The following is a 21,964-nucleotide window of genomic DNA, read 5'->3' on the forward strand; positions in this document are numbered from 1 at the left end:
CTTCCGGCGGCTGGCACGCGACTACGAACGCCTGCCCGAAACCCTGGCAGGCTTGCATTTCGTCGTCTTCGCTATGCTCATGCTTGTTCATGCCGTGCCCATTATCCAAAGTGCCTAACACGCTCTAGTCGCCCGTTAAAGTTTGTAAGGAGACAAACTGGTACTGCAAGCAGAACGCCAGCTATATCGTGGTGACCATTGCATGCCGATGCATCCCTGCCATTCCCGGCATGAGCGTCCAGTCACTTCTTATCAGCGTTCATTGAATGTGACGGGCTCTCGCGCAGGTCGCTTCAACCATTCCGGGAAAGACCGAATGGAGAGATCCATTGCCGGATCGCGGAGTGCGCCTTTGTCTTAATGGTTCGCCAGTGTCGACGGGTTCGCGATGACGGACAAGATACCGGCATCGCCGAATTTATGATTGATAGTCAGAACGTTCGGTGAGCAGCGCAGCCACGATACAGATCGACACAAGCAGGCAGCCGCAAAAAACAATGATGTAAGCGCGCTCCGAAGCGATCTTCGTTCCGTCGATCAGAAATGCCGCGAAAATCGCCGAACCGAAAGCACTTGCCATGGCTCCGCCGATGTTCTTCAGGGTTTGATACATACCCGCCGAGATGCCCCGCTCCTCGGGCAGACACACCTGGCTGACCCGACCGGACAGCGTCGTTTGCAACAGGCCGGAGCCAAAGCCCGTCATCATGCTGAAGAACATGAACTGCCAGAGTACGTGGTTCGCAACGATCATACCGGCGAAGCCGAGGCCCAGCGTCGTGCCGCCGATCAGCCCGCAGACCTTGTACCCACCCAACGACCGAACGATTCTGGCAACACCTAGCGCACCGATTATGGTGACCAGGTACTGCGGAAGAAGAAGCCAGCCGAGTGTCAGGACGGAGACGGAGAAGCCAAATCCGAGTTTCTCATGCGAGGCAACGAGAAAAAGCACCACGGTCGTCTGCGATCCGTAATACGCGATTCCCCAAAGAAAACTCGACACATAGTATGGCCGTGCATTCGGGTTATTCAGCATACGCAGATCGACGAGAGGAAACTCCGTGCGTTTCTCATACGCGTACCAGACGATCAATAGGGCAATGCCCGGGATAATGGCGCCGAGCACGAAGATGTTCCCCCATCCCGACTTGGGCGCATAGGCGAATGCGAACAGGATCGCGGCAACGCCGACGCCCAACATGATGGCGCCCAGCCAATCCATGGTACGGCGCGTGTCGGGAAGAGAAGAGGTCGGCACAAGAAAGACGATGGCGATCGCTGCCGGACCCAGCAACGCAATCCAGCTCGCAAACACCCAGCCGATGCCCGACGTGCTGCCAAGCACATAGCCGGCGAGAACCGGCCCGATTGCGTGGCCCACCGTCATGGCCGCGGCGAGCGCGCCTATCCCGTAGAGCGCCGCCTCTTCCTTCAGGGTGTTGCGAAAGATACCGATCGCCAGCGGCGTAATCGCCGGGCAGAATCCAAGCAGGAAACGTCCGACCAGAAAGACGCCGAAATTCGGCGCCACCACATCGAGCGCGATGCCGATGATACTGACGATGATCGTCAGAACGGTCAGCTTCTTGTGGCCGTGAATGTCCCCTAAACGGCTGAGTGCCGGACACGTCACGCCGACTGCCAGCAGATACACCGCATTCAGCCAGAACGCCTCTCCGGAGGTGATCTGGTATCTGTGCACGATGGCGGGAATAACCGGCAGAATTCCGCCGATAAACACCCCTTCTGCAACGGTCGCGAGGCTGAGTGCGAAAATGACCCGGCGCGCTACTTTGGTCGATGCATCAATTTCCGTTTGTTCCGATAGCACGTCCACGTCTCCTCCTTGCATGACCCGGCTCTTCCTCAATAAGATAAAAATCGCAGAGAGACGATCCCGTATTTTTCTTTATTGAAGCCGCCAGCGGCGGTTGCTAATTCACCCGGTAGCGCTTGACCATCTCCCAGTCCAGCTGGAGTCCGAATCCTGGTTCTTGCGGAATGGCAATCGTGCCGTTGACCGGATTGGGACGGTTGGCAATGAGACCGGCCCAGATCGGGTCGCGGTCGGCCTCGAAGCATTCGACGCAAACACCGTGTGGAATCGATGCGATCATTTGCATCGCGATCTGTGATTCTTCGTGATGCCCCACGCGCAGGCCGTGGAGTTGGGCAAGTGCCGCTGCGCGACGCCATTCCGTGATCCCGCCGGCTTCGGAGGCATCGAAGTTGATGATGTCGACGGCGCCTGCGTCGATCAGCCGCCGTACGCCGCTGGCGCTCATTTCGCTCTGTCCCGCGTCGATCGGAATCGACGTTCTTCGGCGCACTTCGGCCATCATGCTGGCGTCGTCGTACCAAAGACACGGCTCCTCGAACCACGCGATGTTGTATTGCTCGACGAGGCGGGCGAACTTGACCGCTTCGGAAACAGGCCAGCCGCGATTCGCGTCGACCGCGATCCAGAACTCGTCGCCGCCGCCCTTGCGCGCGGCTTCCACCCGTTTGGCGTCTTCCTCGGCGGACAGGCCACCGACCTTGACCTTGCATCCGGCCAGTCCGGCTTCGCGAAGCCGCTCCATTTCGTCGCCAAGATCCCGGAGCGTCTTGCCTTCCTCGTAGTAGCCGCCGATGCAGATAAGCGGCAACGCCTGGCGATAGCCTCCGAGTAATCGGCATACATTGACGCCCGCGGCCTTACCGAGAAGGTCCCAGATCGCGCTGTCCATGCAGGCAATCGCTTCCATGACCAGCTTGCGGTCGCGATTCCATTCGGCCGCCTTGAACATTTTTTGCCAGAGGCGCTCGACGGCAAAAACGTCCTCGCCAATCAGCATCGGCGCCAGTTCTTTCTCGATGATGTCCACCACGTCGCGCATATGTGTCCGGTTGTCGCCGTTATACACTTCGCTAACGAGCCCGGTGTCGGTCTCCATCCGCGTGATGATCGTGCACCGCTTGTCGACACGGTATTTGCTCCCGCCAAAACTGCGCGCGAGCGGGATCTCGAGGGCGATAACCGAAACGCTTTTGATCTTCATGGGGGCTCTGTTTAAGCGGGAAACGTGAGCTTGCGAGGCATCGACGTTTCCCCGATCAGGCAGGGCGGACATGAATGACAAGCCGCGCTTAGACGTTGCGATCGAACATAGACTCGCGACCTCGCTCGTCCTGGCCAGCGCGGGCTGGCCCATGACGAAAGGTCCTTACTGTTCGATGACCGATCCATCGAGATGAGGACGCATGTCGAGCGGCCGATTGACCTTCGGAAAGCGCTTCTCGATATCGGGGACGAAGTCGATACCGAGTCCGGGTGCGGTCGGGATATCGAGAAATCCGCTGCTCGGCTCCGGGAAATCGGTAAACATTTCGCGGCCAGGCAGTTGGGTCGTCCCATGCAGGTTCTTTGACGACGACGGATATTCCTGAATGGCGAAATTCGGAATCGTCGCGTCAAGATGCAATTCGGCGACCAGATTAAGCGGCGACAGAGGGTTATGCGGCACGACTTCCATGTCGTTGACCTCGGCCAGAGCCGCAATCTTTTTCGCTCCCGTGATGCCGCCGCAGAGACCTATCGATGGGCGCAGGAATTGCACGCCGCGCCGCGCGACAATCGACTGGAACAGGTGCATGTTGAAGAAGCGCTCGCCGGTGGCAATCGGCACCGGAATGTGATCCGCGACCCAGGACATCGCATCCACGCCGGTCGGTTTCAGCGGGTCTTCGAAGAACATCGGGAAGTACGGCTCGATACTGCGCGCAAAGGTGACGGCTTCGGCGGGATTGAGCCGCCGGTGCAGCTCGATACAGAGATCGACGTCGGGACCAAGCGCTTCGCGAAGTTCCCGAACGACACCCACGGCCTCTTCCATCTTCTTCGCATGAGGGCGGAAATATCGATCGTAATCCTCATCGAGGAACGGGTTGAGATGGCCTAGCGCGGTGAATCCCTGCTCTTTGCGCAGCAGCGCTTCGTCGAGCATCTCCGCTTTGGTGCGCGCTTTCACATGTCCGTAAAGACGCACCTTATGCCGCATCTGGCCACCGATCAATTCGTAGACCGGAACGCCGAGTGCTTTTCCCTTGATGTCCCACAGGGCGATGTCGATTGCGGAGATCGCGCCCATGATGGCCATGCCGGTGAAATGATTCGCGCGTTGCAATACATTCCAGTGGTGTTCGATCTGGCGCGCGTCTCGTCCAACGAGATACTCTCCGCACTTGACCATGGCTGCCGCACTGGCTTCATATTGGCCCCATGCGCCGGATTCGCCGATTCCTGTCAGTCCGTCCTCGGTTGTGACTTTCACATACAGAAAGCGATCGGCGAAAATCGGTGTGACGCTTGCAATCTTCATCTATTTGTTCTCCACCTATACAAAACAGATTTTCAATTGCAAAGCAGTATAGGAGGAGAGCAGGGACGAGATATTTCTATTTCATCAAACCAGCTTTCACCGATGGAGAACGGTGGCCTGCAGAAATCAGCAACTCTTTCAGAAACAGGCGGGCCGACGGGGGAATGAGATCTTCGCGGTAGTAAATCTGGATGCTTCGCGGTGCCCATTCTTCCCGCAGGGCAATGCAGCGCACGTCCGGATTTCCCGCAAAGGGAATGGCCATGATTTCCGAAAGAATGCCGATGCCAAGGCCGGCAGCGATCATCGAGCGCATGACATCGAAAGAGGAGACCGCGCGGTACTTCAGCTCATGCCCGAGACTGGCTGCCTGATTGACCAGGAACGAACAAAGCGCGCTTTTCGGCCCGAGCGTGACGTGCTCGAAGTCGATCAGGTTCTCGAACCTGACCCATTGGCGTGTGGCGAGCGGATGGTCTTTCGGTACGGCCACGACCAGACTGGTTTCCTTGTACGGCACTTTCGCGATCGACGACGGCACGTCGAATACCGAAAGACTGAGGGCGAGATCGGCGCGGCCACTTTCGATTTCAGAAACGAGTGACCAGCCGTGGATTTCGTGCACATCCACGGCAATTTCCGGGTTTGCCTGGATAAACCTGCCGGCGAAGGCGGCGAGGCCACCGACGATCGCCGACTGACTGGAGGCCACCCGCACACGTCCGCGAATTCCCTCCGAGAACTCTCTCATCGCACTGGCGGTTTCATTCAGGCGCTGTGTCAGCAGGCGAACCTGTCTCGCGAATTCGTCGCCGGCGGGCGTCGGCGTAACGCCTCGCGCGTGCCGGTTGAACAGCGATACGCCGAAGACGTATTCGAGCTCCTGGAGGCGTTTGGTGACGGCCGAGACTGCAATGTTGCTGCGTTCGGCCGCTCGCGTGAGACTCCCCTCCTCATAGGCGATGAGGAAGAGACGAGCGGATTCCAGATCGAGGGCACGCAACATCTCGAGCGTTTTCATGCTTACGTTGTCAGCCTGGCTGATCCGCTGGTGGTTGAGATGTATCGATTATATGGCGCGGCATCCGGCGAGCCGTTTCCGTGCCTTGCCCCAAGAAAGTATCCGGAATAGCGCGTGAGGCCCAACTGGCGGAAGACAGCCGACTCGCACGACCCGCACGACCCGCCCGCAACGTCCCACCGGATTTGACTCCCTCTGTTACGGATCGCCGCCTGCTACAGGATGACGCAAAAGCTTCGTCGTTTGACCGCGTCTTTCGATACGACTGAACTCCGAAAATAACTCAGGCTTCCTCAACGCTCCCTCACACTATCCATGTACGAGGTAGCGGTCGGCGATGTCACGCCTCAAAGTTGCCGACTAATCCGATCTTTGATTTGTCGCAAAGCCACGACTCGAATTCCGTTGCGAACGTGCGGGCATCGCCATATCTGACCGCCTCACGATAGATTATGAAGTTTTTTCACAGAAAATCCTGCCACCCAACAAAATCGATCACAATCTTCCATCAACGAAGAGACACTTTCACATCTCAAAAAAGACCAGTCGTTCGCTTGCATGAATTCTTTTTTACAGGGAATACCCGGAATTCTTGCGCTAACGCGGGAATTCCCCAGGACCGTCACAGGGAAAATACTTATTTTTAATCAATCACAAACGTTCATAAGATATCTCACATTCTTCCACAATCAACCTAAAACGATCACCGATGTTTTCTCAATCCCTGTCGCCGAACCCGCCATCCCCGCGTCGCGTGGCCGGTTCCGTCGTGCAGGTCTGCGGCGCAAACCGCGGCACCGGTTTGGCGATCGAGGAACTGCCCGTCGATTGCCGATCCGAGGACACGCTGTAGCCGCCAGCACTCGCTTTCCATCGCATTCGCAAAAACACAGGAACCCCATGAGCAGGATCATTCCAGACCCGATCGCCAACAGCGCAACACCACTGCCCACCGAGGCCGAGGTCGTCATCATCGGCGGCGGCATCATCGGTGTGTGCACGGCGCTGTATCTCGCGCAGCAGAACGTGCGCGTCGTCGTCTGCGAGAAAGGACTGATCGGTGCGGAACAATCGGCGCGCAACTGGGGCTGGGTACGTCAGATGGGCCGTGATCCGGCGGAAATTCCGCTGTCGATCGAGAGCCTGCGACTGTGGCACGAACTCAAGCCGAAGTACGGCGCCGAAACCGGCCTGCGTCAGACCGGCATCACCTATCTGTGCCGCAACGAAGCGCAGATGGCCGAGTACCGCGAATGGATCGGGCACGCCAGGGAATACGGCATCGATACGGTGCTGTTCGGGAAGAACGATCTCGCGCAATATGTCCCCGGCTGTTCCACCACATTCGCGGGCGGAATGCACACGGCAACCGACGGACGAGCGGAGCCGCTGATGGCGGCACCCGCGATCGCGCATGCCGCGCAAAGAGCGGGAGCGCATATCGCGACGCGTTGTGCGGTGCGCGGCATCCAGCGCGAAGCGGGGCGCGTGAGCGGTGTGGTCACCGAGCACGGCGAGATCCGCTGCTCGTCGGTCGTGCTGGCGGGCGGCGCGTGGTCGCGCCTGTTCGCGGGCTCGTTCGGCCTCGAGTTGCCGCAACTCAAGGTGCTCGGCAGCGCCGCGCGCATCAGCGACGTCAACGGCCCCACCGCGATGCCTGTCGGTGCCGACAACTTCTCGTTCCGCCAGCGGCTCGACGGCGGCTACACGATCGCCATGCGCAACTCGACGCTAGTGCCGATCGTACCGGACAGCTTCCGGCTCTTCCCGGAATACTGGTCGCGTTTCCGCCGCAACCGCGCCGATCTGAAGCTGCGTCTCGACAGGCAGTTCATCGACGAGTGGCGTACGCCGCGCCAGTGGGCACTCGATGCGATCACGCCGTTCGAGAAGCATCGCATCCTCGATCCCAAACCGTCCGAGGCGGTGATCCGCAACGGCCTCGCGAACCTGGCCAAGGCATTCCCGGCATTTGCGAACGCCCGCATCCTGCAGATGTGGGGCGGCATGATCGATGTGACGCCCGATGCGGTGCCGATCATTGGACCTCTCGCCGCACTGCCCGGCTTCTTCATCGCAACCGGGTTTTCCGGGCACGGCTTCGGCCTCGGCCCCGGCGCCGGCAAGCTGATGGCGCAACTGGTGATGAACGAAACGCCGCTGGTCGATCCGGCGCCGTTCCGCTTCGAACGATTCGCGCGTTTTTCAGCTGCCGGTTTGATGGCGGCTTAACCTCTCTGACTCAGGAAGCAATCACATGGCTTGGCGAATAGGAGTTGATTCGGGCGGCACCTTCACCGACGTCTGCATGTTCGACGATGCGAGTGGCCGCGTGCAGATATGGAAAGTACCGTCGACGCCGGCCGACCCTTCGCTCGGCATCGCCAACGGCGTGACCGAGGGGCTTGGAACCGTTGACGCGCAGGCACAGGATATCGGCTTTCTCGGCCACGGCACGACCGTCGCGACCAATGCGCTGATCGAACTGCGCGGCGTGAAGACCGGCCTCGTCGTCACCGACGGCTTTCGCGATCTGCTCGAAATCGGCCGTCAGAAACGCCCGAGTCTGTACGACATGTACGCGGAAAAACCGCAAGCTCTCGTCACGCGAGATCTGCGTCTCGAAGTCAAGGAACGGCTGCGCGCGAACGGCGAAATCGAACTGGAACTCGACGAAGAAGGTCTGCGCGCCGCCGCGCGCAAGATGGCCGACGAGGATGTCAAGGCGGTCGCCGTCTGCTTTCTGTACGGATTCCTGAACACGAAGCACGAGCGCCGTGCGCTGGAAATCGTTCGCGAGATCCTGCCCGATGTGTTCATTTGCGCATCCCATCAGATCGCGCCGGAATTCCGCGAATACGAACGGTTGTCGACCACGGTCGTCAACGCGTATCTCGGCCCGATCATGAAGAAGTATATCCAGCGCCTCCATCATCGCTTCGAGGATCTGGGTTTGCGCGTCGCGCCGCAACTCACGCAATCCAACGGCGGCGTCATCGGCTTCGACACGGCCGCCGAACTGCCGGTGCGCACGGTCCTCTCCGGGCCGAGCACGGGTGTGGTCGCGGCGCAGGAAATCGGCAATCTCGCGGGCTTTCCGAATCTGATCACGTTCGACGTGGGCGGCACGAGCAGCGACGTCGCGCTGCTGCAAGGCGGCCAGTGCGCGCTGACCGGCGAAGCGAATGTACACGGCTATCCGATCAAGGCGCCGATGCTCGACATCCATACGGTGGGCGCGGGCGGCGGCTCGATCGCTTATGTGGACAGCGGCGGCCTGCTGAAAGTCGGCCCGCGCAGCGCCGGCGCCGATCCCGGCCCGGTCTGCTATGGCCGCGGCAACAGCGAGCCGACCGTGACCGACGCGAACATCGTGCTGCAAACGCTCAATCCAGTCGAGATTCTCGGCGGACGCATGAAGGTGCGCCGCGACCTCGCGCTCGATGCGATGCAGAAGCTCGCGGATCAGCTCGGCATCGGCGTGATGGAGACCGCGCAGGGCATCGTCTCGGTGGTGACCGCGAACATGGCCAAGGCGATTCGCGTAATCAGCGTGCAGCGCGGCCACGACCCGCGCGACTACACGCTGATGGCATTCGGCGGCGCCGGACCGCTGCACGCGGCGCGTCTCGCGCAGGAACTCGACATGACGCGCATCATCGTGCCGCTCACGCCGGGTGCGTTGTGTGCACTCGGTCTGCTGCTCACCGACCTGCGCGCCGACTTCGCCCTGTCGCGCGTGCGGCGGCTCGACGCGGCGTCGCTCGATGCGCTCGAAGCCGGCTATGCGGAACTCGACACGCAGGCTCAGGGCTGGTTTGCACGCGAAGGCATCGAGTCCGATCGCCAGTCGATCACACGCACCGCCGACATGCGCTATCACGGCCAGAACTACGAGCTATCGGTGCCGGTGCCGCCGGGACCGATCACCCAGGCCACGCTCGACCTGCTCGCGAGCGGCTTCGAAAACGCACACCGGCAGCGCTTCGGCTTCGTTGCCGAGGGCGAAACGATCCAGCTCGTCACACTGCGTGTCGAGGCCGTCGGGCGTGTCGCCAAGGCGCAGTTCACGCCCGCGCCGGCGGTGGGTCCGGATGCGAGCCATGCGCAGATCGGCCGGCGCGAGGTCTACATGGCCGAGGCCGCGGCATTCGTCGATTGTCCGGTCTACAGCCGCGACAAGCTCGCGTCGGGCAATACCTTCACGGGCCCGGCCATCGTCGAGCAGATGGACGCCACGACCGTTGTGCTGCCGAACATGCGCGCGAGCGTCGACCCCTATCTGAATCTGATTCTGGAAATGCAGAAATGAACACGACCCTGTCTATCGATCCGATCACGGTGGAAGTCGTTGGCAGCGCGCTCGCATCGATCACCGAGGAAATGGGCGAAGCGCTGGTGCGCTCGAGCTACTCGACCAACATCAAGGAACGCCGCGACTGCTCGACCGCGATCTTCGACCGTTCGGGGAACACGCTGTGCCAGGCCGAGCACATCCCGATGCACCTGGGCAGCTTTCTCGAGACCGTGCCGCACATCATGAAGCGCTTTCCGCTCGCGGACATCCGTCCGGGCGACGTGTTCATCGGCAACGATGCGTACGAAGGCGGCGGCACGCACCTGCCGGACATCGTGCTTGCCGAGCCGGTGTTCTTCGAAGACCAGTTGATTGCGTGGGCGATCAACACCGCGCACCACGCCGACTTCGCCGATCGCGGCCACGCGCACATCTATCAGGAAGGCCTGCGTATCCCGCCTGTCAGGCTTTATCGTGAAGGCGTATTGCAGAAGGATGTGCAGGAACTGATCCTGCTGAACTGCCAGGTGCCGCACGAACGGCTGTCGGATCTGCGCGCGCAGATGGCCGCCAACCGCGTCGGCGTGCAGCGCCTGCAGGCATTGTGCGGGAAATACGGCACCGAGCGCATCCTGCGCGCCGGCGAGGCACTGCAGGACTACGCCGAGCGCAAGATGCGCGCCGGCATCGCGGCGATTCCCGACGGCACCTATCGCTTCACCGACCGCTTCGACAGCCTGCACTTCGAAGGCTCGCTCGACCTGAGTGTGGCCATCACCATCAAGGGCGACTCGATGCATCTTGCCTTCGACGCGCCGCCGCAGATGCGCAACGCGCTGAATGTCATCTACACCGGCCTGCTGGCTACCTGCTACTACGCGGTGAAGGCGATCATCGATTCGACCATCCTGCCGAATGCGGGTCTCGCGCGGCCGATCAGCGTCGAGGCACCGAAAGGGTCGCTGCTCAACTGCGAGCATCCGGCGGCGGTCAACAGCCGGCTGTCCGCGTGCCAGCGCGTGTCGGACATGATCTACGGCGCACTCGCGCAGGCGCTGCCGAACAAGGTGATGGCGGCCGGCAACGGCTGCTGCGCCGCGGCGGTGTTCAGCGGCAGCACCGATAACGGCGAACTCTGGGTCTATCTGGAGACGATCGGCGGCGGCGGCGGCGCGCGGCCCACCGCCGACGGCCTGAGCGGCATTCACGTGCATCTGACCAACACGTCGAACCTCCCCGTCGAGGCACTCGAACAGGAATATCCGCTGACGCTGCTGCGCTACGAACTCGTCAACGATTCGGCAGGCGCCGGCACCTGGCGCGGCGGCATGGGGCTGCGCCGCGTGTATCGCGCCGAACGCGCTTGCCAGATCAACGTCGAGACGTCGCGGCTGGGCTCGCAACCGTGGGGCCTCGAAGGCGGCGGCGCGGCGCAAGGCTCGTCGTGCAGCGTCAACGGCGCGCCGCTGGCGGGCAAAACGACGCCGCTGAAGCGCGGCGACATCGTCGAGATCCTGACGCCGGGCGGCGGCGGCTACGGTCCGCCGCAAGCACGCAAGCCCGAAGACCTGCGGCGCGATCTCGTCGAGCAGCGCATTTCCGATGCCTTCGCGCGGCGCGAGTATGGCGAACTCGCACTACAGACGCAGTGATCCGTATCGCTCTTCGAAGCAACCTTCCCTTCATGGAGACTTTTTAGATGGCTGAGCTACAGGTGCAGAAACTGAAGTCAGGCAGCGTGTACGAAGACAAAAACAGCTACTCGCGCGCCGTGGTGGTCGACAACTGGGTGTTGGTCGCGAACACCGCGGGCCGTCACTACCGCACGCGTGAAATCTCGAAGGACCCGGCCGAGCAGACGCTGCAATGCTTCGCCAACATCGAAGGTGCGCTGAAGGCGGTCGGCGCGAGTCTCGCCGACGTGGTGCGCTCGCGTATCGCGATACCGAACCTCGACCATAAGGAAGCCGTGATGGCGGTCGTCTCGGAGAAATTCAAGGACATCGATCCGGCCGCGACCATCACCGCGACGCCGCTCGCGGGCACGGAATATCTGGTCGAAATCGAAGTCACCGCGTATCGCGGCGCAGGCGCGGCGCGCACCGAGAAAATGCGCGTAAGCCTGTAACGGATGTCCCGGCCCGGCGTTCCGCGAGCAGCTTGCGCGGGGGCCGGAAAGCGGCGCGCACTGGCCTCGCCTGGCCGGCCAGTTCGCGTTATCACTTCGTGTATCCTCCGAGGACTTTAGGCGATGCTTCAGGAGAAAGGAAGATGACGAAGATGACGGCCAACGGCAAAAAGGAGCCTGAAACGCAGTCCGACGGCATGCCGGAGGACATGATTCAGGCAGAGCGTCAGCAACGCATGATCGACTGGTTCGAGCAGAACGTCGGCGGGTCGAATCAGGAATTGTCGCGCCTGTTCAATGCATCGGTGTCGACCATCCGGCGCGATCTCGACGCGCTCGCCGCGCGTGGCGTGGTCCGGCGTACGCACGGCGGCGCAGTGCGCATCCGTCAGCGTTCGACCTACGAGCCGAGCGTCGACGAAGCGCGCTACACGGCGTCGGAAGAGAAACGCGCGATCGCAGTCGAAGCGGCGAAACGGCTCTCCGAGGACCAGAGCATTCTTATCGATACCGGTTCGACGATGCACGAGTTTGCGCAAGTGGTCGGCGAACTCGACATCTCGTTGACCGTGGTGACCTGCGATCTGATGGTCGCGAGCCTGCTGACGCGCAAGCCGCACGTAAAGCTGATCGTACCGGGCGGCCAGTGCCGGCCGCGCGCGTACACGCTGCTCGGCGAGCCGGGCATGTCGTTTTTGCATGACATGCGGGTCGACCAGTGCTTTCTGTCGGCGCAAGCGGTCGACTACGAATGCGTGTCGGACACGTCCCTTGAACTGGTCACGCTCAAGCGGGCGATGATCCGCGCCGCGAGCAAGACCACGCTCATGATCGACAGCAGCCGGTTCGCGGGACGTGCGATCCACGGTATCGCAGACGTTGCCGACATCAACGAAATCATCACCGACGACGGTCTTGCGGACAACGAGTTCCAGCAATACCGGCAGTTGGGCGTGAAGGTGACGCGCGTGCAGCTCGACGACGCGGCGTCCGACCTCGCCGGTGATTCCCCACCCGGTCCGCCATGAAGATCACGCAAGTCGATATCTATCTCGCTCGCAGCGGCAAGCTGCATCCGATCATCGTCGAGGTCAGCACCGACGAAGGGATTAACGGCATCGGCGAAGCGGGCGTGGCCTACGGACGCGGCGCCCATGCCGCCGCAGGCATGCTGAAGGATCTCGCACCCGATCTGATCGGCCGTGATCCCGCTCGTATCGAAGCATTTTCGACACACGTATACGACCATACGTTCTGGGCCAAGGGCGGCGGCACCATCGTGTTCGCCGCGTTGAGCGCACTGGAGCAGGCGCTTTGGGACATCAAGGGTCGCGCGTGCGGCCTGCCGGTCTATCAATTGCTCGGCGGCGCAGTCAATGATCGCATTCGCTGCTATGCAAACGGCTGGTACGACGCCGCGCAGACACCCGACGAATTCGCCCGGGCCACCGAGCGTCCGCTCGCCGACGGCTACACAGCGCTCAAGTTCTATCCGCTCGGCCAGATGCTTGGCGTGAACATGCGCCACGTCAGCCAGCGCTCCATTACACGCGAGCAGGCCGATCTCGCGGTAGCACGCGTGAAAGCGGTACGCGAAGCGATCGGTCCGGATGTCGACCTGATGCTCGATTTGAGCGGCGGACTGAGCGCCGCCGAAGCAGCGAGGCTGTGCAACCGCTTCGAGCCGTACGACATTCAGTTCGTCGAAGAACCCACTGATCCGTCCGATGCCGATGCCATGGCGTGGGTCGCCGCGCGCACGTCGATTCCGCTCGCAGCGGGCGAACGCAACTATGGACGCCACCAGATGCGTGCGCTCATCGAGACGCGCGCGGTCGACATCGTCCAGCCGGACCCGTGCAACACGGGCGGCATCATGGAAACCAAGAAGATCGCCGCCATGGCCGAAGCATTCGGAATGCGCGTCGCGCCGCATGTGTGCGGCAGTCCGCTCGCGACCCAGGTCGCCCGGCATCTGGCGATCAACCTGCCGAATATATCGATGCTCGAGCTGTATCCGTATTTCCGCTTTCACGACGGCTACATCGACACGGTGCGCGATGCGCCGGAGGCGTCGGTCAAGGAGGGCTACCTGAGTCCGCCCGAAGGACCCGGGCTCGGCGCCGAACTCAATCGCGACGCACTCGCGCCATTCCTGTGTGAACGCATCGGCGGCCCATCGCGCTGAGCGGCCGCGGCGGCAACCCGGTCGAAGTACAAGACAACCGAATAGATAACCTGGAGAGAGACAATGAAAGATCCGCATGCGATACATCAATCACTGCAATTCCAGCCGTCACCAACCGATCTCACACGGATAGCGGGTTCGCAACAGCGCCGCGTGGTGATAGCGTCGGCGCTCGGATGGGGACTCGATGGTTTCGATCACACGATGTTTGCGCTCGCGCTCGGCGCAATCCTGACGACGCTGCATCTCTCCGTCGGCGTGGGCGGCACGATCTCGACGGCAAGCCTCGTCGCATCGGCCATCGGCGGGCTGTTCGGCGGCGCGTTCGCGGATCGCTACGGACGCGTTCGCGTGCTGGTGTGGGTGGTAGTCGGCTTCAGCATATTCACCGCGTTGACTGCAACCGCGCAGAATGCCACGCAGCTGGTGCTGTGGCGAACGCTCGAAGGACTGTGCTTCGGCGCCGAGTGGCCCGTGGGTGTCGCGTTGCTGTCGGAGTACACCGCCGACGAGCGCCGCGGCCGGATGATGGCGGTGATGCAAAGCGCGTATGCGATCGGCTGGGCGTTGTCGACGATTGCCTACTTCGTGATGTTCTCGATCATGCCGGCCGACGTCGCGTGGCGCTGGCTCTTCGTGCTCGGCCTCCTGCCGGCGATTGCGATCTTCGTTGCACGGCGCGGCATTCATGAACGCCGATCGGGGAATGGCCGCTCGGAGCAAGCGGCGCTCGCCTCGATCGGACGCCTCTTTCATCGCGATCTGCGCCGCGTGACGATGTTCTCGACGATTTTCATGGTCGGCGGTCACGGCACCTACTATTCGATCGTCACATTCCTGCCGCTCTATCTCGGGACCGAACGCGGCCTGCACGTCGCCGGCACGACGACGTTCATGCTCATCCAGATTCTCGGCGGCTTCATCGGGTATGTGTCAGTCGGCTGGTTTCACGACCGCTTCGGCCGCCGCCCGACGCAAACCGCAACGATCCTCTTTTCGATGATTGCGATCGCCGCCTTTCTCTACCTGCCGGTCCAATCGCTCACGACCGGCTATGTGCTGGTGTTCCTGGTCGGCGCGAGCATCTCGTCATGCGCCGGCGGGCTCGGCGCGATCCTGTCCGAGCAGTTTCCGGGCGCGGTGCGCGGCGCGGGGATCGGCTTCGCCTACAACGTCGGGCGTGGTATCGCGTCGTTCGGTCCGATGCTGATCGGCTTCATGGCAAAACAGCACGGCCTCGGCTGGTCGATGATGGTCGTCGCGGTCGCGTGCGCGGTACTGTCGAGCGCGGCACTCTGGGCACTGAGCGAAACGCTCGGATTGAAGATTTCGGAACTGGACAAGAATTTCAAGTGAGTTCGTTGCAGAGGTTTTATACATCTGCCGCAATATTCTCAACAATATGTACCTCTAATTATTTATGGAGACAACATGAGTCCTGCCGTGCCGACCCATCAACACTACATCGACGGCGCCTTCGTGCCGGCTAATGAACATCTCGATGTCGTCAATCCCGCAGATGGCGCCCTGCTCTCGCGCGTACCGGTGGCTAACGCCGCACAAGTGGCGCTAGCCGTGGACGCCGCTCGCCGCGCCCAGCCCGCCTGGGCGAAGCGCACGCCGCTCGATCGCGCGAGCTTTCTGCGGCGGATCGCAACCAAAGTACGCGAGCACGCGCCACACCTTGCGCGCACCATCATGCTCGAGCAGGGCAAGATTCTCGGCCTCGCCGAAGTCGAAGTGAATTTCACCGCCGACTATCTCGACTATATGGCTGAGTGGGCGCGCCGCATCGAAGGCGAGATTGTCACGAGCGACCGTCCGGGTGAAAACATATTCCTGTTCCGCAAACCCATGGGGGTCGTCGCGGGCATCCTGCCGTGGAACTTTCCGTTCTTCCTCATTGCGCGAAAAATGGCGCCGGCGCTCCTGACCGGCAACACCATCGTCATCAAGCCGAGCGAGGAAACGCCGAACAACTGCTTCGAATTCGCGCGGCTCGTCGCCGAAACCGATTTGCCGCCGGGCGTCTTCAACGTGGTGAGCGGCGCGGGCGAGGTCGGCGCCGCACTCGCTGCGAGCGATCGCATCGACATGGTGAGCTTTACCGGCAGCGTACCGACGGGCGCGAAAATCATGGCGGCGGCCGCGGGCAACCTCACCAAGGTCAACCTGGAACTAGGCGGCAAGGCACCGGCCATTGTGCTGGCCGACGCGGACCTCGATCTCGCGGTCAAGGCGATTCACGCATCGCGCGTCATCAACACGGGGCAGGTGTGCAACTGCGCGGAACGCGTCTACGTGGAGCGCGCCGTGGCCCCGGCGTTCATCGACAGGATCACGTCCGCGATGGCGGCGACACGCTATGGCGATCCCGGCAAGGATAACGGGCTCGACATGGGCCCGCTCATCAATGCCCGCGCGCTGGAGAACGTAACAGCGAAGGTTCGCACGGCTATAGCGCAGGGCGCGACGGCAACCACCGGCGGCGCAATCGCCGAGCGCGCGTCGGGCTATCACTATCAACCGACCGTACTAGTCGATTGCCGCGCCGACATGAACATCATGCGCGAGGAAATCTTCGGGCCGGTGCTGCCGATCCAGATCGTCGACGGACTCGACGAGGCGATCGCCCTGGCGAACGATTCAGCTTACGGGCTGACATCCTCGATCTACACGCGCAGCCTCTCGCATGCAATGCAGGCGAGCCGTGAACTCGATTTTGGCGAAACCTATGTCAATCGCGAGAATTTCGAAGCGATGCAAGGCTTTCACGCGGGCGTGCGCCGCTCGGGTATTGGCGGTGCGGACGGCAAGCATGGTCTGTACGAGTACACGCACACGCACGCCGTCTACATGCAGGCATAAAGCGGCGCCAGTGGGATAGCGCCCGCGAGGGGCTATCCGCTGGCAAACACATGCTCGAAACAGCACACGCAGCATGTGTCCCGTCAGTTTATTCCGGATAACGAATAAAAGCGTTTCTAACAACCGTATCAAGATTTGGAGGAAATCAATGAAAAAGGTCGTGATGATGTTGGCATGCGGGGCGGCTGCGAGTCTCGCACACGCGCAAAGCTCCGTCACGCTATATGGCGTCGTGGACGAGGGCCTCCAGTACACGAACAATCAGGGCGGCAAATCGTCGTGGGCCATGTCGCAAGGCGGTCTCGGCAGCAGCAAGTGGGGGCTCACCGGCACCGAAGATCTGGGCGGCGGACTGCATGCCTTTTTCAAGCTGGAAAACGGCTTCAATCCGAGCAACGGCGCGCTCGGCAATAACGGCGCTCTGTTCGGGCGGATGGCCTACGTTGGCGTGGGCAGCGACCAGTACGGACAGATCCGGCTCGGCAAACAGTACGACCTGCTGTTTGAAAGCCTTGTACCGCTGTCGGCGGCGGGTAAATTTGCGGGCGGCCTCGGCGCGCACGCCGGCGACGTCGACAACGTATGGGGCGACTTCAACCTCAACAACGCGGTCAAGTATCTTTCGCCGACACTCGCGGGCTTCCAGTTCGGTGCGGCCTACGCATTCGGCAACGTCGCGGGATCGATGGGCCGCAATCAGGTCGTCAACTTCTCGCTCACCTATGGCAATGGACCGCTTTCCGTAGCGGCGGCCTACATCAAGGTGAACAATCCGGCGACGGCAGTGTGGAACGCGAGCGCGCCGCCGGTCGCGAACGAGGCATTCGCGAATCCGCTGACGACGCCGATCTACCGCGGCTATGCGAGCGCATCTTCGCTACAGATCGCGGGCGGTGGGGCGAAGTACCAGTTCGGCGCATCGAACTTTGGGCTGTTGTACACGAACGCACAGTTCCACGATGCCGTCGTCACCACGACGACACCACTCGGCGGCAACGCGCACTTCGACACGCTGGAAGGCAACTACACCTTCAACGTGACGCCGGCACTGCTGCTCGGCGCCGCCTACAGCTACACGTGGGCAGGCGACGCGCATTACGGCCAGTTGAACCTGGGCTCGACCTATCTGCTTTCAAAGCGCACGCTGCTTTACGTGAGCGGCGTATGGCAGCACGCGAGCGGGACGAATTCGGTGGGTACCGAGGCCGTGGCGGCCAACAACAACATCACGCCATCGGACACGCCTAACCAGGTCGTGGTGCGCGTGGGCATCCGCCACAGCTTCTAGAGCGCATGGGGCTCGCGCTCGCATCCGCTATCTGGCTTCGAACCGTTCGCGCGGGCGAGACGCAACGGCATCGGTGAAACTCATCGATGCCGATTCGAACCAGGCACACCCTCGCCGGAGCGCCACTCTCACCACGACGCTCCGGCCTCCTCCTCACGCAGGAACCCGCGCGATCAGAAGAACCCGAGCGCATCCGCCTGATAGCTGACGAGCAGGCACTTCGTCTGCTGGTAGTTCGACAGCGCGGCCCTGTGCGTCTCGCGCCCGATGCCCGACTGCTTGTAGCCGCCGAACGCCGCATGCGCCGGATACAGGTGATAGCAGTTCGTCCACACGCGGCCCGCCTCGATCTCGCGGCCCATGCGATACGCGCGTGTGCCGTTGCGCGTCCACACGCCCGCGCCGAGACCATAGAACGTGTCGTTCGCCAGTTCGATCGCATCCTGCTCGTCCTTGAACGTCATCACCGACGCGACCGGCCCGAAGATCTCCTCCTGGAACACGCGCATCCGGTTGTTGCCGAGCAGCATGGTCGGCTTCACATAGAAGCCGGTGCCGAGTTCCGCGACGGGCGCGGTGCGCTCGCCGCCCGTCAGGCACTGCGCGCCCTCGTCGCGGCCGATGTCGATGTACGAGAGGATCTTGTCGAGCTGCTGCTGCGACGCCTGCGCGCCGATCATCGTCTGCATATCGAGCGGATGGCCGGCCTTGATACGCTCGACGCGCGCGATTGCCTTCTCGATGAAGCGCTCGTAGATCGACTCCTGAATCAGCACGCGCGACGGACACGTACACACTTCGCCCTGATTCAGCGCGAACATCGCGAGTCCTTCGAGCGCTTTGTCGAGGAACGCATCGTCCTGATCCAGCACGTCGGCGAAGAAGATATTCGGGCTCTTGCCGCCGAGTTCGACCGTCGACGGAATCAGATTGTCGGCCGCTGCACGCAGGATGTGTTTGCCCACCGGCGTCGACCCGGTAAACGCGATCTTCGCGATCCGCTTGCTGGTTGCCAGCCGTTCGCCCGCTTCCCTGCCGAAGCCGTTCACGATGTTGATCACGCCCGGCGGGAACAGCTCGCCAATCAGTTCCATCAGCACGAGCACCGAGGCGGGCGTCTGCTCGGCCGGCTTCATCACGACGCAGCAACCGGCGGCGAGCGCCGGCGCAAGTTTCCAGGCCGCCATCAGCAGCGGAAAATTCCACGGAATGATCTGGCCGACGACGCCGAGCGGCTCGTGGAAGTGATATGCGACCGTGTTGTCGTCGATCTCGGAGATCCCGCCTTCCTGCGCGCGGATGCAGCCGGCGAAATAGCGGAAGTGGTCGACCGCGAGCGGGAGGTCGGCGGCCATGGTCTCGCGCAGCGGTTTGCCGTTGTCGATCGTCTCCGCGACCGCGAGCAGCTTCAGGTTCTTCTCCATCCGGTCGGCGGCGGCGAGCAGCAGGTTCGAGCGCTCCGCCGCGGACGTCTTGCCCCATTTGCGCCGCGCGGCATGCGCCGCATCGAGCGCCAATTCGACGTCCTCGCCGCGCGAGCGCGGTACGCGACAGAACGGCTGGCCGTTAATCGGCGACACGTTCTCGAAGTATTCGCCGTTGGCGGGCGGCACCCATCGACCGCCGATGTAGTTGTCGTACTGCCGGCGATACGGATAGTCGACGTCGAGGCCGAGTTGCTTCAAATCAAAGGGATTCATGGTGTGTCTCCGGTTGATGATGCTGATTTGACGGATGCCATATCACGTGTCTCCATTGGACGGTTGGCACAGGAAAGCGGGACTGCATTTAATCGCCTTTATCGACGGGCGGCGGCGTCGCCATCACGCTCGCGCGCAGCGCCGACATGACCGAGTCGATCAGCCCATCGGACGGCACCACACCGGTTCGGGAAAGCGCCTCCTGTACGCTGACCACACGCCGCGCGTCATAGCGCCGTCCGCTTTCGATGGCCTGCTCGAAAGCATTGGCCCGCTGGTTGATCTCCTCCGGATCGGCGCTGACCAGCAACACCGCATGGGCCAACACGGCATGCCGCGACGCATGCGAACCCGCGTCCGAGCGCACGCCGCGCCAGTATTGCGCGGTACCGGCAAGCTTTCGTGCATCGTCCGGCGGCCCCCAGGCCAGGTTGAAGCGTCCGTCGCAGAATGAGCCTTGCACCGCCTGCCAATGTGTCTGAAGCCCCAACGTGCCGAGCGCCTCGCGCAGGATTTCGCATAGATGCCGATACACCCCGTCGGAAAGCGCGCCCACGGTGCCCCGCACCAGGTAGGCCAGGCTCAGGTTGAGAATGCCGGGCCCCTGCGGTACCAGCCCGCCGCCCGACATGCGCAGAAAAACCGGGCACCCGTGCCGCGCGAATTCGGCGCGAGCGCTCTCCAGGGCCGCGAAGCGCCGATAACTGCGCGGCACCACCAGCGACAGCGGGGCCTGCCACAGGTGCGCGACGCACCGGCCCGTCTCGGCCAGCTGCAGCAGCGCCGTCTCCGCGACGAGGGGGTCCGCGGCATCGGCATCGGCATCGGCATCGGCATCGGCATCGGCATCGGCATCGAAGTCGACGATGTCAAATGGCATAGGCTCACGAAGGATCACGAAAACTCGCAAAAGCTCAGATCGGCAGATATGCCCTTCTCGCAGAGAAGCACCGACTCACTTCAGTCTGGGCTGAACGATGATTTTCACGGCCGACTCATTGTTGTGGATCAGGGTCTCGAATCCTTGCGAAATCAGTTCGTCTAACTGAATGCGCTGGGTGATGAACGGCGCCAGATCGATCTTGCCGTCCTCGACCAGCTTGATGGTTTCCTGATGGTCGTTGCAATACGCGATCGTGCCGCGCACGTCCAGTTCCTTCATGACCACGCTGTGCACGTTGATCGTGGCCGGATGGCTCCAGATCGACACGATCACCACCACGCCGGACGCAGCGGTCGCGGCCACCAGCGTGTCCAGCACCTTGTTCACGCTGGAGCATTCGAACGCCACGTCCACACCCTTACCGCCCGTGATCTTCATGACTTCCGCGACCACCTCCCCTTCGGTCGGGTCCAGGATGTAATCGGCAACGCCGGATTCGCGGGCTTTTTCCTTGCGCGCCGCACTCAGCTCCGTCACGATGACGCGCAGACCCTTGGCTTTCAGAATCGCCGACAGCAACAGACCAATCGGGCCCGCGCCGCCGACCAGCGCGACATCGCCAGCCTTGGCGCCGCTGCGGGTGAAGGCATGGTGCCCCACCGACAAGGGTTCGATCAGCGCCGCCTGATCGAGCGGAATAGCGTTGGAAACCGGATGCACCCAGCGGCGTTTGACCGCAATCTTTTCGGACAGGCCGCCGCCACGGCCCCCCAGGCCGATGAAATTCATGTTCTTCGACAGATGATACTTGTCGCCCGGCCCGGTCGGCACGTCGTCGGCCACGATGTAGGGCTCCACCACCACATGCTGGCCGACTTCGATATCGGTCACGCCGTCACCCACGGCATACACCACGCCGGAAAACTCATGCCCCATGGTGATGGGCGCGGACTCCCCGGAGATCGGATGCGGATGGCCGCAAGGCGGAATGAAAATCGGCCCCTCCATGAATTCGTGCAGATCCGTGCCGCAGATACCGCACCGGGCCACGTCGATGCCAACGGTGCCCGGCGCCACGACAGGCTCGGGGATGTCTTCGATGCGGATGTCGCCGCGATCGTAAAAACGTGCTGCTTTCATGGTTCGGATTCCCTGGTTGGTTCCGCATGACATGAGGTGATCCAGGACGCCTCGCCTCCTGCTGCGCCTGCGCCACAGGATCGAGGC

The 21,964-nt window shown here is 62.2% G+C and carries 17 protein-coding genes and 1 pseudogene; 11 read left to right on the top strand and 7 right to left on the bottom strand.

Annotated elements, in window-relative coordinates; all coding sequences use genetic code 11:
- Positions 1–118: pseudogene (locus F3J20_RS24545) on the top strand (IS5/IS1182 family transposase); the annotation flags it as partial.
- Between the two features lie 300 nt (positions 119–418).
- Here the strand turns inward: F3J20_RS24545 and F3J20_RS24550 are convergent.
- The 4 genes from F3J20_RS24550 to F3J20_RS24565 all read right to left on the bottom strand — a co-directional run bounded on the left by F3J20_RS24550 (position 419) and on the right by F3J20_RS24565 (position 5,385).
- On the bottom strand, positions 419–1,840 hold the full coding sequence (locus F3J20_RS24550) for an MFS transporter (RefSeq protein WP_167048141.1): 1,422 nt from the start codon (positions 1,838–1,840) through the stop codon (positions 419–421).
- 97 nt (positions 1,841–1,937) lie between these two features.
- The gene (locus F3J20_RS24555; protein ID WP_167284786.1) at positions 1,938–3,044 is read right to left on the bottom strand and encodes a mandelate racemase/muconate lactonizing enzyme family protein; all 1,107 of its coding nucleotides are present in this window, start codon (positions 3,042–3,044) and stop codon (positions 1,938–1,940) included.
- A 165-nt stretch (positions 3,045–3,209) separates the two neighbouring features.
- Complete coding sequence (locus F3J20_RS24560; protein WP_167048135.1) at positions 3,210–4,364, bottom strand: mandelate racemase/muconate lactonizing enzyme family protein; 1,155 nt, start codon at positions 4,362–4,364, stop codon at positions 3,210–3,212.
- 76 nt (positions 4,365–4,440) lie between these two features.
- Positions 4,441–5,385, bottom strand: a complete 945-nt coding sequence (locus F3J20_RS24565) for a LysR family transcriptional regulator (RefSeq protein WP_167284787.1) — start codon at positions 5,383–5,385, stop codon at positions 4,441–4,443.
- 709 nt (positions 5,386–6,094) lie between these two features.
- Between F3J20_RS24565 and F3J20_RS24570 the strand changes: the two genes are divergently transcribed.
- The 10 genes from F3J20_RS24570 to F3J20_RS24615 all read left to right on the top strand — a co-directional run bounded on the left by F3J20_RS24570 (position 6,095) and on the right by F3J20_RS24615 (position 18,154).
- Positions 6,095–6,238, top strand: coding sequence for a hypothetical protein (locus tag F3J20_RS24570; protein ID WP_167284788.1), 144 nt, complete (start codon positions 6,095–6,097; stop codon positions 6,236–6,238).
- Positions 6,239–6,285: 47 nt separating this feature from the next.
- Positions 6,286–7,617, top strand: a complete 1,332-nt coding sequence (locus tag F3J20_RS24575; RefSeq protein WP_167284789.1) for an FAD-binding oxidoreductase — start codon at positions 6,286–6,288, stop codon at positions 7,615–7,617.
- A gap of 25 nt (positions 7,618–7,642) precedes the next feature.
- Entirely contained in the window at positions 7,643–9,697 is a 2,055-nt protein-coding gene (locus F3J20_RS24580; RefSeq protein WP_167284790.1) for a hydantoinase/oxoprolinase family protein, read from the top strand.
- Complete coding sequence (locus F3J20_RS24585) at positions 9,694–11,334, top strand: hydantoinase B/oxoprolinase family protein (RefSeq protein WP_167284791.1); 1,641 nt, start codon at positions 9,694–9,696, stop codon at positions 11,332–11,334. Before F3J20_RS24580 ends, F3J20_RS24585 begins: the two co-directional genes overlap by 4 nt.
- A 47-nt stretch (positions 11,335–11,381) precedes the next feature.
- Positions 11,382–11,810 (top strand): RidA family protein, encoded by a 429-nt coding sequence (locus F3J20_RS24590; protein ID WP_167048122.1) that lies wholly within the window; start codon positions 11,382–11,384, stop codon positions 11,808–11,810.
- 143 nt (positions 11,811–11,953) lie between these two features.
- A complete protein-coding gene (locus F3J20_RS24595; RefSeq protein ID WP_167048119.1) occupies positions 11,954–12,838 on the top strand; it encodes a DeoR/GlpR family DNA-binding transcription regulator in 885 nt (294 codons plus the stop codon).
- Positions 12,835–13,998: a mandelate racemase/muconate lactonizing enzyme family protein gene (locus F3J20_RS24600; RefSeq protein ID WP_167284792.1), complete on the top strand. Its 1,164-nt coding sequence runs from the start codon at positions 12,835–12,837 to the stop codon at positions 13,996–13,998. The genes F3J20_RS24595 and F3J20_RS24600 overlap by 4 nt, the downstream gene beginning before the upstream one ends.
- 63 nt (positions 13,999–14,061) lie before the next feature.
- Positions 14,062–15,354, top strand: a complete 1,293-nt coding sequence (locus F3J20_RS24605) for an MFS transporter (protein WP_167048115.1) — start codon at positions 14,062–14,064, stop codon at positions 15,352–15,354.
- A gap of 75 nt (positions 15,355–15,429) precedes the next feature.
- Entirely contained in the window at positions 15,430–16,866 is a 1,437-nt protein-coding gene (aldA, locus tag F3J20_RS24610; RefSeq protein ID WP_167048113.1) for an aldehyde dehydrogenase, read from the top strand.
- A gap of 148 nt (positions 16,867–17,014) precedes the next feature.
- Positions 17,015–18,154, top strand: coding sequence for a porin (locus tag F3J20_RS24615; protein ID WP_167048111.1), 1,140 nt, complete (start codon positions 17,015–17,017; stop codon positions 18,152–18,154).
- A gap of 173 nt (positions 18,155–18,327) precedes the next feature.
- On the opposite strand, the gene F3J20_RS24620 is transcribed toward F3J20_RS24615, so the two are convergent.
- The 3 genes from F3J20_RS24620 to F3J20_RS24630 form a co-directional block, all read right to left on the bottom strand.
- On the bottom strand, positions 18,328–19,854 hold the full coding sequence (locus tag F3J20_RS24620; protein WP_167048109.1) for an aldehyde dehydrogenase family protein: 1,527 nt from the start codon (positions 19,852–19,854) through the stop codon (positions 18,328–18,330).
- 88 nt (positions 19,855–19,942) lie between these two features.
- Complete coding sequence (locus tag F3J20_RS24625; RefSeq protein WP_205299366.1) at positions 19,943–20,734, bottom strand: lipoate--protein ligase family protein; 792 nt, start codon at positions 20,732–20,734, stop codon at positions 19,943–19,945.
- Between the two features lie 75 nt (positions 20,735–20,809).
- Positions 20,810–21,877, bottom strand: a complete 1,068-nt coding sequence (locus F3J20_RS24630) for a 2,3-butanediol dehydrogenase (protein ID WP_167284793.1) — start codon at positions 21,875–21,877, stop codon at positions 20,810–20,812.
- Positions 21,878–21,964 lie beyond the last annotated feature (87 nt).

Source organism: Paraburkholderia sp. Cy-641 (assembly GCF_011752945.1).
GTDB lineage: Bacteria > Pseudomonadota > Gammaproteobacteria > Burkholderiales > Burkholderiaceae > Paraburkholderia.

Coding starts and splice junctions, on each gene's coding strand:
- F3J20_RS24555 (WP_167284786.1), bottom strand. CDS start 3,044: ATGAAGATCAAAAGCGTTTCGGTTATCGCCCTCGAGATCCCGCTCGCG.
- F3J20_RS24560 (WP_167048135.1), bottom strand. CDS start 4,364: ATGAAGATTGCAAGCGTCACACCGATTTTCGCCGATCGCTTTCTGTAT.
- F3J20_RS24565 (WP_167284787.1), bottom strand. CDS start 5,385: ATGAAAACGCTCGAGATGTTGCGTGCCCTCGATCTGGAATCCGCTCGT.
- F3J20_RS24570 (WP_167284788.1), top strand. CDS start 6,095: ATGTTTTCTCAATCCCTGTCGCCGAACCCGCCATCCCCGCGTCGCGTG.
- F3J20_RS24575 (WP_167284789.1), top strand. CDS start 6,286: ATGAGCAGGATCATTCCAGACCCGATCGCCAACAGCGCAACACCACTG.
- F3J20_RS24580 (WP_167284790.1), top strand. CDS start 7,643: ATGGCTTGGCGAATAGGAGTTGATTCGGGCGGCACCTTCACCGACGTC.
- F3J20_RS24585 (WP_167284791.1), top strand. CDS start 9,694: ATGAACACGACCCTGTCTATCGATCCGATCACGGTGGAAGTCGTTGGC.
- F3J20_RS24590 (WP_167048122.1), top strand. CDS start 11,382: ATGGCTGAGCTACAGGTGCAGAAACTGAAGTCAGGCAGCGTGTACGAA.
- F3J20_RS24595 (WP_167048119.1), top strand. CDS start 11,954: ATGACGAAGATGACGGCCAACGGCAAAAAGGAGCCTGAAACGCAGTCC.
- F3J20_RS24600 (WP_167284792.1), top strand. CDS start 12,835: ATGAAGATCACGCAAGTCGATATCTATCTCGCTCGCAGCGGCAAGCTG.
- F3J20_RS24605 (WP_167048115.1), top strand. CDS start 14,062: ATGAAAGATCCGCATGCGATACATCAATCACTGCAATTCCAGCCGTCA.
- aldA (WP_167048113.1), top strand. CDS start 15,430: ATGAGTCCTGCCGTGCCGACCCATCAACACTACATCGACGGCGCCTTC.
- F3J20_RS24615 (WP_167048111.1), top strand. CDS start 17,015: ATGAAAAAGGTCGTGATGATGTTGGCATGCGGGGCGGCTGCGAGTCTC.
- F3J20_RS24620 (WP_167048109.1), bottom strand. CDS start 19,854: ATGAATCCCTTTGATTTGAAGCAACTCGGCCTCGACGTCGACTATCCG.
- F3J20_RS24625 (WP_205299366.1), bottom strand. CDS start 20,734: ATGCCATTTGACATCGTCGACTTCGATGCCGATGCCGATGCCGATGCC.
- F3J20_RS24630 (WP_167284793.1), bottom strand. CDS start 21,877: ATGAAAGCAGCACGTTTTTACGATCGCGGCGACATCCGCATCGAAGAC.